The sequence below is a fragment of the Methylobacterium adhaesivum genome, assembly GCF_022179065.1.
GTDB classification, from domain to species: Bacteria; Pseudomonadota; Alphaproteobacteria; order Rhizobiales; family Beijerinckiaceae; genus Methylobacterium; species Methylobacterium adhaesivum.
On record NZ_BPQD01000001.1, the window covers coordinates 228,276 to 240,368 of the forward strand.

The 12,093-nt window shown below is 70.5% G+C and carries 15 protein-coding genes; 4 read left to right on the top strand and 11 right to left on the bottom strand.

Going from position 1 to position 12,093, the window contains the following annotated elements; genetic code table 11:
• Positions 1-373: 373 nt before the first annotated feature.
• The 10 genes from MFF01_RS01070 to MFF01_RS01115 form a co-directional block, all read right to left on the bottom strand.
• Positions 374-814, bottom strand: coding sequence for a protein tyrosine phosphatase family protein (locus MFF01_RS01070; RefSeq protein WP_238221263.1), 441 nt, complete (start codon positions 812-814; stop codon positions 374-376).
• A gap of 217 nt (positions 815-1,031) precedes the next feature.
• A complete protein-coding gene (gene dnaQ / locus MFF01_RS01075; protein ID WP_238221264.1) occupies positions 1,032-1,757 on the bottom strand; it encodes a DNA polymerase III subunit epsilon in 726 nt (241 codons plus the stop codon).
• Between the two features lie 58 nt (positions 1,758-1,815).
• Positions 1,816-2,424, bottom strand: a complete 609-nt coding sequence (gene coaE / locus MFF01_RS01080; protein ID WP_238221265.1) for a dephospho-CoA kinase — start codon at positions 2,422-2,424, stop codon at positions 1,816-1,818.
• Positions 2,421-3,260, bottom strand: coding sequence for a shikimate dehydrogenase (locus MFF01_RS01085; RefSeq protein ID WP_238221266.1), 840 nt, complete (start codon positions 3,258-3,260; stop codon positions 2,421-2,423). Before MFF01_RS01085 ends, coaE begins: the two co-directional genes overlap by 4 nt.
• On the bottom strand, positions 3,257-4,237 hold the full coding sequence (locus tag MFF01_RS01090) for a cation diffusion facilitator family transporter (protein WP_238221267.1): 981 nt from the start codon (positions 4,235-4,237) through the stop codon (positions 3,257-3,259). The genes MFF01_RS01085 and MFF01_RS01090 overlap by 4 nt, the downstream gene beginning before the upstream one ends.
• Before the next feature lie 100 nt (positions 4,238-4,337).
• Positions 4,338-5,267 carry an AEC family transporter gene (locus tag MFF01_RS01095; RefSeq protein WP_238221268.1) on the bottom strand — a complete coding sequence of 310 codons (930 nt, stop codon included), beginning with the start codon at positions 5,265-5,267 and terminating at the stop codon, positions 4,338-4,340.
• Positions 5,268-5,308: 41 nt separating this feature from the next.
• Positions 5,309-5,926 carry a Maf family protein gene (locus MFF01_RS01100; RefSeq protein ID WP_238221269.1) on the bottom strand — a complete coding sequence of 206 codons (618 nt, stop codon included), beginning with the start codon at positions 5,924-5,926 and terminating at the stop codon, positions 5,309-5,311.
• A 97-nt stretch (positions 5,927-6,023) separates the two neighbouring features.
• The gene (locus MFF01_RS01105) at positions 6,024-6,260 is read right to left on the bottom strand and encodes a hypothetical protein (RefSeq protein ID WP_238221270.1); all 237 of its coding nucleotides are present in this window, start codon (positions 6,258-6,260) and stop codon (positions 6,024-6,026) included.
• A 98-nt stretch (positions 6,261-6,358) separates the two neighbouring features.
• Entirely contained in the window at positions 6,359-7,486 is a 1,128-nt protein-coding gene (locus MFF01_RS01110; protein ID WP_238221271.1) for a glycosyltransferase family 61 protein, read from the bottom strand.
• Entirely contained in the window at positions 7,483-8,313 is an 831-nt protein-coding gene (locus MFF01_RS01115; RefSeq protein ID WP_238221272.1) for a pyruvate, water dikinase regulatory protein, read from the bottom strand. The genes MFF01_RS01110 and MFF01_RS01115 overlap by 4 nt, the downstream gene beginning before the upstream one ends.
• A 519-nt stretch (positions 8,314-8,832) precedes the next feature.
• Here MFF01_RS01115 and MFF01_RS01120 point away from each other — a divergent pair.
• Both MFF01_RS01120 and hemJ read left to right on the top strand, forming a co-directional pair.
• Complete coding sequence (locus tag MFF01_RS01120) at positions 8,833-9,963, top strand: uroporphyrinogen decarboxylase (RefSeq protein ID WP_238221273.1); 1,131 nt, start codon at positions 8,833-8,835, stop codon at positions 9,961-9,963.
• Entirely contained in the window at positions 9,963-10,412 is a 450-nt protein-coding gene (gene hemJ, locus MFF01_RS01125) for a protoporphyrinogen oxidase HemJ (protein ID WP_238221274.1), read from the top strand. The genes MFF01_RS01120 and hemJ overlap by 1 nt, the downstream gene beginning before the upstream one ends.
• Before the next feature lie 24 nt (positions 10,413-10,436).
• On the opposite strand, the gene MFF01_RS01130 is transcribed toward hemJ, so the two are convergent.
• A complete protein-coding gene (locus MFF01_RS01130) occupies positions 10,437-10,862 on the bottom strand; it encodes a VOC family protein (RefSeq protein WP_238221275.1) in 426 nt (141 codons plus the stop codon).
• An 88-nt stretch (positions 10,863-10,950) separates the two neighbouring features.
• Here MFF01_RS01130 and MFF01_RS01135 point away from each other — a divergent pair, with 88 nt between their 5' ends.
• Both MFF01_RS01135 and MFF01_RS01140 read left to right on the top strand, forming a co-directional pair.
• The gene (locus MFF01_RS01135; RefSeq protein ID WP_238221612.1) at positions 10,951-11,637 is read left to right on the top strand and encodes a helix-turn-helix transcriptional regulator; all 687 of its coding nucleotides are present in this window, start codon (positions 10,951-10,953) and stop codon (positions 11,635-11,637) included.
• A 92-nt stretch (positions 11,638-11,729) separates the two neighbouring features.
• Entirely contained in the window at positions 11,730-12,080 is a 351-nt protein-coding gene (locus tag MFF01_RS01140) for a lysozyme inhibitor LprI family protein (RefSeq protein ID WP_238221276.1), read from the top strand.
• Positions 12,081-12,093: the final 13 nt, after the last annotated feature.

Sequence of the window (12,093 nt, forward strand, 5' to 3'; positions counted from 1 at the left end):
CAAAGGATAAACAGCATCGCGAGAAGCAACGCTGTCTTCACGAAAAGATGTCCCACGGTCACCCGTCGGTCAATAAAACGTTCCCGCAAAGATCGGACCGGACAAAGATGAACTTAGTCTCGATCCCGACCGCGAACAGGATATTCTTTCGCGTCGCGCCCGCAGCCCTCGAAATCCCGGGTGCCCCGCACCATCGCGTCAGCCGGGGGTGTCATTCCGTCGCCGGGTCATCGCTCCGGGTCGAACGGGCGCAACCAGCCCCCTCTCCTGGAAGGAGAGGGAACCCGCGTTTCACCGCTTCGCCGAACTAATCCGGCGGGAATGGATGCGGGCTTCGCGATCCGGCGACCGCTTCGATCACGCGGAGGCCGGATCAGCCGGCGGTGTCGGGCGCGTTGGCGTCGAGCCAGGCGAGGGCACCCGTGAGGTCGAAGCCATGCCGGGTGCCGAAGGCCAGGACCTCGTCGCGCCGCATGCGGCCGTCGAGGACGGCGGCGAGGACGTGAAGGGTCAAGGAGCGCGTTCCGGAGCGGCAATGGGCAATCACGGGGCCGGGGGCGGCCTTCACCGCCGCGCGGAACGCGTCGATCTCGGCGCGGCCGAGGGTGGGACCCGTCACCGGCAGGTGGTGATAGGCGAGGCCGGCGCTGGCGGCGGCGACCGCTTCGGCCGCCGTGCCGGGCTGGCCGGGCTCCTCACCGTCGGGCCGGTTGTTGATGAGCGCGGTCACGCCCGCGTCCTTCAGGGCTTCGATCTCGGCGAGCGTCGGCTGGCTCGCCACCGAGAGGGTGTCGTCGATTCGGGTCAGTCTCATGGATCTCCTCCCGTGTGTTCTCTCGCTTGAGTCATACGGTTTCCGGTTGATCCATTCGGTCCGTCACAGGCGCGGGTCCCCTCTCCTGGAAGGAGAGGGACAGGGTGAGGTGTGTGACCTTTTCCGGAGAGGGCCCACACCTCACCCCAACCCTCTCCTTCCAGGAGAGGGGGCTCGTTGCGTCTTACGGATCAGAGGCGATCAACCGAAAACCGTCTCAGGCCGTGGCGTCCTCGCCGAGGTAGTCGCGCCACACGGAGGACGGTCCGAGGGTGGCGAGGAAAGCGGCATGGCGGGCGCTCTCCTCCGGGGTGAGGCGATGGCGCAGGCGGCGGGGCCCGAGGGGGATCCCGTCGTCGGCCAGCGCCGGGCCGGTCTCGGCCGTCACGGTCTCGACGGCAGCAAGTCCCAGGCTCGTCTGCTTGCCGCCGAGCAGCTCGACATAGACCTCCGCCAGGATCTGCGAATCGAGGAGCGCCCCGTGCTTCGTGCGCCGGGTGGTGTCGATGCCGTAGCGCACGCACAGGGCGTCGAGGGTGTTCGACGCGCCCGTGTGCTTGCGCCGGGCCATCTGCAGGGTGTCGACCACGTCGGCGAGATCGATGGGCGGGGGCGCCGCGGCGCCCAGCCGCGCATATTCCATGTTGAGGAAGCCGACGTCGAACGGTGCGTTGTGGATCACCAGGGGCGAATCCCGCAGGAAGTCGCGCAGGTCGTCGACGATGTCGGCAAACAGCGGCTTGTCGGCCAGGAACGCATCCGAGAGGCCGTGGACTCCGAACGCGCCCTGGGAGACCGGACGCGTCGGGTTGCAATAGCGGTGGAAGGTCACCCCAGTCTGGACGTGGTTGATGAGTTCGACGCAGCCGATCTCGATGAGGCGGTCGCCGTTCTTGGCGTCCGTGCCGGTGGTCTCGGTATCGAGGACGATCTCGCGCAGCATCGCTCGGGCCCATGGAGGATCGGAAAGAGGCCGACCATGCGCCCGAGACCCGGCGGGTTCAAGGCGGAGCGGGCGTTGCGCGCAGCCGCCTCAGGATCGCGTCGACCTCAGCCTCGGCATGGGCGAAGCCGAGGCTCGTATCGAGGACGAAATCCGCCCGCGCCCGCTTCTCGGCATCGGGCATCTGCTTGGCGAGGATCGCCGCGAAGGCGGTGGCCTCCATGCCGGGGCGGGCGAGCACCCGCGCACGCTGGACCTCGGCCGGAGCGGTGACGACCAGGACCGCGTCGCACCGGGTGTCCCCCCCCGTCTCGAACAGGAGGGGAATGTCGAGGACCGCCACGGGCGCGTCGGCGTGAGCGGCGAGGAAGTCGGACGCCGCCTGGCGGGCGAGGGGATGGACCAGGGCTTCCAGGGCGGCGAGGCGCTCTGGCTTGCCGATCACCGCGGCCCGCAGGCGGGCCCGGTCGACGGACCCATCCTCAGCCAGGGTGCCGGGAAACGCCGCCCCGATGGCGCGGGCGGCGGCACCGCCCGGCGCGTAGAGGGCATGGACCGCCGCATCGGCATCGTGGACGGGCACGCCGCGCGCGCGAAACATCGCGGCGGTGGCGGATTTGCCCATGCCGATGGAGCCGGTGAGGCCGAGGATGACGGGCCGGCTCATCGGCCCTGCAGATCCGCGACGAGGCGTTCGCGCAGGGCCGGCGTCACGGCGGGCCGCACGCCGAACCAGCGCTCGAAACCCGGCACGGCCTGGTGCAGCAGCATCCCGAGCCCATCGACGGCGGGCAGGCCCCACGCCCGGGCTGCGGCGAGCAGCGGGGTCTCCAGGGGCACATAGACGATGTCGGCGACGCAAGCCGTGGCCGGCAGCGGCGTCAGGTCGAGGTCGAGGGCGCCGTGGCCGACCATGCCGAGGGACGTGGTGTTGACGAGGAGACCGGTGCCGGGGAGCGCCGCCGGCAGGTCGGCCCAGTCGCAGGCGGCGACCCGCTCGGGGTCGAGGGCGACGAGCGCCTCGGCGCGGGCCCGCGTGCGGTTGGCGACGCGGATGCGGGTGAGCCCGCGTTCGAGAAGGCCGACCACGATGGCCCGCGCGGCGCCCCCGGCCCCGAGCACAAGGGCAGTCCCGCCGCTGCGCTCCACCCAATCGGCGCCGAGACTTCCGTCGAGATGGGCGATGAAGCCCGGCGCGTCGGTGTTGTCGCCGACGAGACGGCCCTGCGCATCGAACGACACGGTGTTGACGGCCCCGATCGCTTTCGCGCGCGGGGTCAAGACGTCGACCAGGGCGAACGCCGCCTCCTTGTGCGGGATGGTGACGTTGCCGCCCGTGAACCCGCACGCGCGCAGGGTCCGGAGGAATTCCGGGAACGCGTCGGGCGCCACGTCGACGCGCTCGTAGGAGCCTTCGATCCCATGCTCGGCGAGCCAGTGACCGTGGATCAGGGGCGAGCGCGAATGGGCGATGGGATGTCCGACAACGAAGGCCTTCGTCACACCACGTCCTCCGGGGCCAGGATACAGGCGGGGCCGTCCGCCCCTTCGATCTGCACGGTGGCGTGCCCGATGCCGAAGGTCTTTCGCAGATCCTCGGCGAGGCCGAGGAGAAACACGTTGCCCGGGTGGCCGCCCGGCATGACGAGGTGGGCGGTCAGCGCGATCTCCGTGGTGCTCATGGGCCAGATGTGGAGATCGTGGAGCATGGCGACGCCGGGCCGGGCCGCGAGGAAGCCGCGCACGGCCTCCGGGTCGATGTTCGGCGGCACCGCCGAAAGGGCCATGATCATGCTGTCGCGCAGCAAGCCCCAGGTCATCCAGACGATGAGTCCGGCGATGATCAGGCTCACCACGGGGTCGATCCACAGGGCGCCCGTGAGGACGATGGCGAGGCCGGCGAGCACGACGCCGAGGGAGACGGCGGCATCGGCCGCCATGTGAAGGTAGGCGCCGCGGATGTTGATGTCGCTGCCCTTGCCGGAGGCGAACAGCAGGGCGGTGGCGCCGTTGATCGCGATGCCGATGCCGGCCACCACCATCACGGTCACGCCCGCCACCGGTTCGGGGCTCATGAGACGCAGGATCGCCTCCCAGGCGATGGCTCCCGTGGCGACCAGCAGGAACACGGCGTTGAACAGGGCGGCGAGGATCGAGGAGCCGCGCAGACCGTAGGTGAAGCGGGGGCTCGGGGCGCGCTTGACCAGCACCGAGGCGATCCAGGCGACGGCGAGGCCGAGCACGTCGGAGAGGTTGTGGCCCGCATCCGCCACGAGGGCCATGGATTGCGAGGCGAAGCCGTAGCCCGCCTCGACGATCACGAACCCGGTGTTGAGGGCGATGCCGATGGCGAAGGCCCGCCCGAACGAGGCCGGGGCGTGGCTGTGGCCGCCATGCCCGCCGTGGCTGTGGCGATGGCCGTGATCATGGCCCACGTGATCATGGCCCACGTGATCGTGGTCGTGGTGATGTCCGGCCATGGAGTCTCCGTGGCGCCCGGCCGAAGGATGTTGCAGCCGTCGGGTGCCCTTAACGATGATGCCCGCCACGATCCAGCCGGGATGGCGACGCGGGTCCGATTCAGACGGCGATCCCCTGGAGGCTCAGCAGAACCAGGGGAATGGCGAGGCCGGCGAGCAGCGTCTGGGCCGCGATGATGCCGGCCATCAGGGGGGCGTCCCCGCCGAGCTGGCGCGCCATGATGAAGGAGGAGGAGGCCGTCGGCAGCACCTGGAAGATGAGGGCGGTGGCAGCCGCCGGTCCGTGCAGGCCGAGGGCGCGGCAGGCGAGCACCGTCACGACGGGCATCACCAGGAACTTGATCCCCGAGGCGACGAGGACCGGCCGCATCCAGGTCCGGGCCGCCGAGAGGTCGAGGGCGGCGCCGACGCAGAGGAGGCCAAGGGGCAGGGACGCTTGGCCCAGGGCCTTGAGCATCGGCTCGAGCCCCGGCGGTAGGCCGAGGCCCGTCGCCTGGAGCAGGATTCCGCCGCAGCAGGCGACCACCAGGGGATTGAGGCCGAGCTGGCGCAGGATGGCGGCCGGCCTCGGCCGCCCGCCGGTGCCGAAGCGGGCGAAGACGAGGACGCACAGGATGTTCACGGTCGGCACGATGGCGGCGTTCGCCACCGCCGCCAGGGCGACGCCTTGCGCTCCGAAGACCCCGATGGTCGCCGAGACGCCGACGTAATTGTTGAACCGGATCCCGCCCTGGAACACCGAGGTGAAGGCGGGCCCGCGAAAGCCGAGGCGTCGGTGCGCCGCCAGGAGGGCGACGGCGACGGTGCAGGTGGAGACGATGAGGACGACGGCGAAGGCGAAGACCGGCACGCCGTCGAGATGGGCCGTGGCCAGCCCATGCACGAACAGGGCGGGCAGCAGCACGTAATAGCTGAGGCGCTCGGCCTGCGGCCAGAACGTCTGCCCGAGAATGCCGGTCCGGCGCAGACCGGCGCCGAGGGCGATCAGCAGGCCGATGGGCACCAGGGCGAGGACGACCGAGGCGATCATCGCGGCCCCGCCGCGGCGAGGCCGAGTTCCCGATCGGACATCTAGAACGCCAGCAGGTCGCGGGCGCGCAGGCGGGCCAGGAGCGGAAGAAGCGGCAGGCCGAGGATCGTGGTGTGATCGCCGACGATCTCGGAGAACAGATGGATGCCGAGGCCCTCGAGTTGATAGGCGCCGACGCTCGCCGTGGCGCCCGGTCCGGCCAGGGCCACGTAGGCGGCGATGGCCTCGGGCGCGAGGGGCCGCAGGGTGAGGTGCGCCGTCTCGACGAAGGTCTCGGTCTCGCTGGCGCCGATCAGGGCCACGGCGGAGTGGAGACGGTGGGTGCGCCCGGCGAGGCGCCCGAGCTGCGCCCGGGCCGCGTCGGCATCGGCCGGCTTGTGGAACACCGCGCCGTCGCATTCGAGCACCTGATCGGCCCCGACGACGATCCGATCCGGGGCACAAGCGGCCACCGCCTCGGCCTTGGCGAGGGCGAGGCGCCGGGCGAGGTCGGCGGGAGCGAGGCCGAGGCACGCGGCCTCGACGGCGCGCTCGTCGACGCCGGGACTCCGGGTCTCGACGGCAAGGCCGGCGGCCGCGAGCAGCGCGCGCCGCGTCGGGCTGGTGGAGGCGAGGAGGAGCGGTTCGGCACCGCGCCACGGAGAAGAGGGGGAATCCATCGCCCCAGTGTCACGGATCGCCGCGACACGACAAGCCGCACGGGTGTGCCGCGCGGTCCCTCGTCCCCCGAACCGCTTCGTCGCGGCGCGAACTCAGTCAGCGACGCATGCTGCGGAAGCGGCAATAGCGGCCCTCGTCCTGGAAGCCGCCCGGACACCGGGCGACGCAGGCGCCGGCCGCGAATTTCAGCGGCGGGCGGCAGGAATATTTGTGGCTCTTGTTGCGGCTTTGATAGTCCTGCGCCCGGCCGGCCTCGGCGGGCGAGACGGCGGCGGCGACCGGCCATCCGACGATGAAGGACAGGAGGGCGGCGCGGGCGAGACGATGCGGCATCGGGCATTCCAGGCGGAGCGGATACCGCGTCAACCGGCCTGGCCCCCGGTTGGTTCGCGCGAGGCGTGCACCGGACGGGACGAGGCGGTCCCGCGTCGTCAGGCGTTCGGTCGGCCCCAGTCGATCCAGTCGAAGGCGAGGTCGAGATCGGCGGGATCGACGCCGAAGCCGCCCCCGTCCGGCGCCGCCGCGCCGAGGACGTAGCCGTTGCGGTGATCGAGGGCCTGATCGATGCCCGATTGCAGGAATCCGAGATCGGCCGTGTTGTCCCGCGCCGCCATCACGAGGGTGCCGGGCGGCGAGAACATCGAGGCGTGGAGCCCGGACCCGTACTCGCCGCAGAGGGTCCCGGCGGAGGCGAACAGCGCCACCTGCTCGCGGATGCCGAGCCGTTCGGGGGACACGATGGCGAACCCCCGCCGGCGCGCCGTCTCCTCGAACAGGGCGCGCTCGCGCAGGGCCCGGCTGCTGTGGGTGAGGGCATTCACCGAGCGCGCCACGAAGATTTTCTGCCTTGAAGGGCGGCGGAAAGGTCCGAGGCACCGGGGTGCCGCGGCCGCGCGGAGGGCGGCACAGGCCTGCACGAACAGGGGCGACACCCGGCTGCCGAACCGCAGCGCCGAGGGAACCACGAGGTCCCGGCACAGCACCACTTCGCGCGTGCGCTCGTAGAAGGCGCATTGGTGCGGCGCGATCCCGAGGAGCGCGAGCCAGTGCCGCGCGAAATCCGGCGTGTCCGACGGCATCAGGAACGTCAGCCGGCTGAGACGCTCACCGATCAGGCGCAGCAGATGGAGTTTGGGCAGAAAATCCACGAGCCAGTGGCCGTAGCCGAGATGGCCCGCTCCGGTGAGGAGCACGACGGGGTCGTGAATGTACCGGCGCGGCGCTTGGGCGAACCACGCCTGGGCCGGCGCGTAATGGGCCGCGATGTAGTCCGGGCCGACGTTGAGGTCATGACCGACGTTGAAGCGCCCCTCCGTCATCACGATCCCCTCGCCCAGCACAGTGGCGTCGCGCAGGCGGTAGACGGCGGCGCCGAGGACGACGCTCTGGGCGTGGTAGAGGCGCAGCCAATCGTCGGTGACGGCGCCGAGGAGCAGCGACGGCGCCGCAAGCTGCGCGCGATGGGCCCGGCCCACCGCGATCATCGATCCGCGCCCGCCCTCCACGGAGGCGCGCAGATCGACGGCGGCGTCCGCGATGGGCCGGCCCCCCGCGCTCACGCCACGAGGAACTTCAGCCGGTGCTCGCGATGCAGGTCGAGGATGGCGGCGGCCGTCTCCTCGATGGAGCGGCGCGTCACGTCGATGGTCGGCCAGCGGTGCTTCGTGCACAGGCGCCGGCACGCCGCGATCTCGTCGGCCACCGCCCCGCGATCGACATAGAGGGAGGAATCGTCGGCCTTGAGGCTGAGCAGGCGGTTCTGGCGGATCTGGACGATGCGCTCGGGGCTCGCCAGCAGGCCGACGAGGAGGGGCTTGCGTGCGTGCTCGAGGGAGGCCGGCAACGGCATTCCGGGCACGAGGGGGAAGTTCGCGGTCTTAAGCCCGCGATTGGCCAGATAGATGGCGGTGGGCGTCTTCGAGGTGCGGCTCACGCCCACCAGGATCACGTCGGCCTCGTCGACGTCGAGGGGCAGGTTGCCGTCGTCGTGCGCCAGGGTGAAGTTCATGGCGTCGATGCGCTTGAAGTACTCGGCGTTGAGCATGTGCTGGGCGCCGGGCCGGGCCGTCGAATCCGCGCCCAGATAGGATTGCAGCAGGGCGTGCACGGGCTGGAGCACGGAAAGGCAGGGCGAGCCTGTCTCGCGGCAGGCCGCCTCCAGGCGCTCGGTGAGATCATGGCCGACCAGGGTGTAGAGCACGAGACCGGGCGCGGCCTCGATCTCCGAGATCACCCGCTCGAGCTGCGGCCCGGACCGCACGAGGGGATAGACGTGCTCGATGGCCGAGACGCCCTCGTACTGGGCGGCCGCCGCGCGCCCGACATTGATCAGGGTCTCGCCGGTGGAATCCGACACGAGATGAAGGTGGAAGTAGCTGCGGCTCATCGCGAAAGCGGTCTCCTTGCGATCAGGAGACAAGGAGTGGTCCGGCCCTGTCCACCGCCTGCGCCTCAGGGGAGTCGATGAATGTGGATAAGCCGGCTCGCCACCGGGGTCCAGGCAAGAGCTGCCCCGACTTGTCGACTCTGGCGTACACACGCCGTCCGACGCACGTCGCCGCGACGCGGTTTTGGGAGAATCAGGGACCATGCGGCGCCGGGCGGCGCAGCGCAGTGCGCAAGGCACTGTTCGGCATCGTCTATCCGGGACATTGCTCCCAATCTGTTAAAGCCCTCTTAACGCCGTGGCGGCGGGGACGGCCTGTGGACGTTTTTCCGCTCCCGTCATCCGGCCCCCTAAAAGAAAAAACAGAGTCCTAGAATCTCTCTTTCCTTTTAGAAGGGCCGTGTGGGGATCGATCCGTGGCGATCTCGTCTCGAAGGACGGTCAGGACGGTTTTCGAGGGGAGACAGCCGGGTCATCGGTGCTACAACCCGGTCACGGAGCTTGAGTGTCGGAGATCGGATGAGCCAGGGTGATGGGGCGGACCGCGTGGTCCTGCGGGTGCTCTCCGGCGAGGCGCAGGCGCGGCCGCCCGCCTGGATGATGCGTCAGGCTGGCCGCTACCTGCCCGAGTACCGGGAGGTCCGCGCCAGGGCCGGCTCGTTCCTCGACCTCTGCTACAATCCGGATTTCGCCACCGAGGTCACCCTGCAGCCGATCCGCCGCTTCGGGTTCGAGGCGTCGATCCTGTTCTCCGACATCCTCGTGATCCCCGACGCCCTGGGTCAGAACGTGCGCTTCGTCGAAGGGGAGGGGCCGCGCCTCGATCCGATGGCGGGCCGGGCCGAGTTCGAGCGCCTGCGCCAGGCCGACGATCCGGCGATCTTCTCGCACCTGGCCCCCGTGTTCGAGACGGTGCGGCGCCTGCGGGCCGAGCTTCCCCGCGAGACCACGCTGCTCGGCTTCTGCGGCGCGCCCTGGACGGTGGCGAGCTACATGATCGGTGGGCGCGGGACGCCCGACCTCGCGCCGTCGCGGGCGCTCGCCCGCCACGACACCGCCCTCGTCGAGGCGCTCATCGACCGCCTCGTCACGGTGCAGACCGAGTACCTCGTGCGCCAGCTCGAGGCCGGGGCCGATGCCGTGCAGATCTTCGAATCCCATGCCGGGTCGCTCCCCGACGCGCGCGGCACTGCCGAGCCCGAGGAGGCCCCGGTCAACGAGGTCGCCGAGAGCGCCCTCCCGGAGGGGACCGAGCGCGATGCCCTCACCCGCTGGTCGCTCCAGCCCATCGCCCGGATGATCGCCGGTGTCCGCGCCCGCGTGCCCGGTGCGAGAATCATCGTGTTCGCCCGGGGCTCGGGCCTCGACGGTCACGCCCGCGTGGTGCCCGAGACGGCGGCCGATGCCGTGGGCGTTGACTGGTCGGTGGATCTGGCGGCGCTCAGGGGCCGTGTGCCGGCCTCGACGGTCACGCAGGGCAACGTCCATCCCGATACGCTCATCGAAGGTGGTGCGGCCCTGGACGCGGCGGTGGACGGCGTGCTCGCGGCCACGGACGGCCTGCCGCACATCTTCAACCTCGGCCACGGCATCACGCCGCAGACACCCATCGCCCATGTCGAGCAGATGCTGAAGCGGCTTCGCGGCTGATGGACAGCCTCTACCTCTGGATCAAGGCCCTCCACATCGTCGCCGTCATCTCCTGGATGGCGGCGATGCTCTATCTGCCGCGCCTGTTCGTCTATCACGCCTCCCTGGTGCCCGGGCCGCACGCGCAAGCGCAGTCGGAAACCTTCAAGATCATGGAGCGCCGGCTCCTCAAGGCGATCATGACGCCGGCCATGATCGCCACCTGGGTGTTTGGGCTCGCTCTCGCCTGGCAGAGCGGGTTCTACGCCGCCGGCTGGCTGCAGGCGAAGGCGGCCCTCGTGTTCGCCATGACCGGCATCCACGGCTGGCTCGCCCGCATGGTCAAGGACTTCGCCGCCGATCGGAACACCCGCGGCCACAAATTCTACCGGGTGCTCAACGAGGGGCCGACGCTCCTGATGGTCGCCATCGTGGTGCTGGTGGTGGTGAAGCCGGCGCTGTGGGGATGATGCCGGCGCCGTCCCGGCGCGGGGTCAGCGCGCGGCGGGATCGCCCGCGACGTCTAGCACCCAGGTGATGCCGAACCGGTCCGTCACCATGCCGTAGAGGGGCGACCAGACCGACGGGGCGAGGGGCTGCAGGACCGTCGCGCCCTCGACGAGCTTCTCCCAGTAGGCAGTGATCTCGCCGGCGGACTCGCCGCGCACCGAGACGAAGAACGCGGCCTCCCCGGGATGCCAGGGACGGCGCGACGGCACGTCGAAGGCCATCACCCGAAAGCCGGCGTCGGACACCACCTGACCCCAGATCACCCGATCGGCCTCGGCAGGCTCCTCGACGGCCCCGGCCTCCTTGTATGTAACGACCGTCTGCGTGCCGCCGAACACGGCCTGGTAGAAGGTGAGCGCGGCACGGGCCTCGCCACGGAAGTTCAGGTGGGTGACGGCGTTCACGGTCATGTCGGCCTCTTTGCGTCCGGGGTTGCCTTGGCTGGTCTGCCGAGGCCGTGATACGCCACCCCTCCTGACAGTTTCCGGCAGTTGAATGATGGCCCGCACCGACCGGCTCTTCCGGCTGCTCCAGGCGATGCGCGTCCTGCCCGCGCCCGTGACCGCCGCGCGGCTGGCGGAGGAGACCGGGGTCTCCCTGCGCTCGCTCTATCGCGACATCGACAGCCTGCGGGCGGCCGGGGCCCGGATCGAGGGCGAGCGGGGCTACGGCTACCGACTCACCGAGGATCACGCCCTACCACCGCAGACCTTCGACCGGATGGAGATCGAGGCCCTGGCCCTGGGGCTCGCCGAGGTCAGGCACATGGGCGATCCGGCCCTGGCGGAGGCCGCCGCCTCGGTGCTCGCCAAGGTCGCCGCGACCCTGCCGGACGCGAGCGAGCAGCACCTGTTCCACGCCGTTTCACACGTCTACCGTCCCGAGGCGCGCTATCCGTCCGGCCTCGACATGAGCACCCTCCGCAACGGCTGCTGGCGGGAGACGGCCGTCTCGCTCCGGTACGCCGACGGGGAGGGGACGGTCACCGAGCGGACGATCCTGCCGCTGGCCATCGTCTATGCCGACCGGCGGCTCGTCGTTCTGGCGTGGTGCTGCCTGCGCGAGGCGTTCCGCATGTTCCGGACCGACCGGATTCTGGAGGCGCGAGCCGAGGCGACGAGCTTCCGGCCGCGCCGCGCATCCCTGCTGCGCAGCTATCTCACGGAATTGCGGGCGCGTGCCTGAGGCGCCGGGAACCTGGGCCGTCATCGTGCGTGGTATCGGCATCCCCTGTCCGGCGCGGACGTCGCGGGATACGTGCCAGGAGAGAAATACCCATGTCGCCGATCCGCATGGCCGCCTTGGCCGCCGTTCTTTCCTGCGGACCGATCGGCACCGCCGAGGCGGCGAGCTTCCCCTGCGAGAAGGCGGAAGCGGCGGACGAGAAGGCCATCTGCGCCACCCTCACCCTCAACGACCGCGACGTCGAAATGGCGACGCGGTTCGAAATCCTGCGCGCCATGCTGCCCATGGGTGGCAACGCCAAGCTGCGCGAGGATCAGGAGACGTGGCTCGCCGAGCGCCGTGCCTGCGGCGCCGACATCGCCTGCCTCACCCAGGCCTATGACAGCCGGCTGAAGACCCTGCGCGCCGTATTTTCGGAGTTCACCAAGCAGGGACCGCTCTGAGTGTCTCTCACGG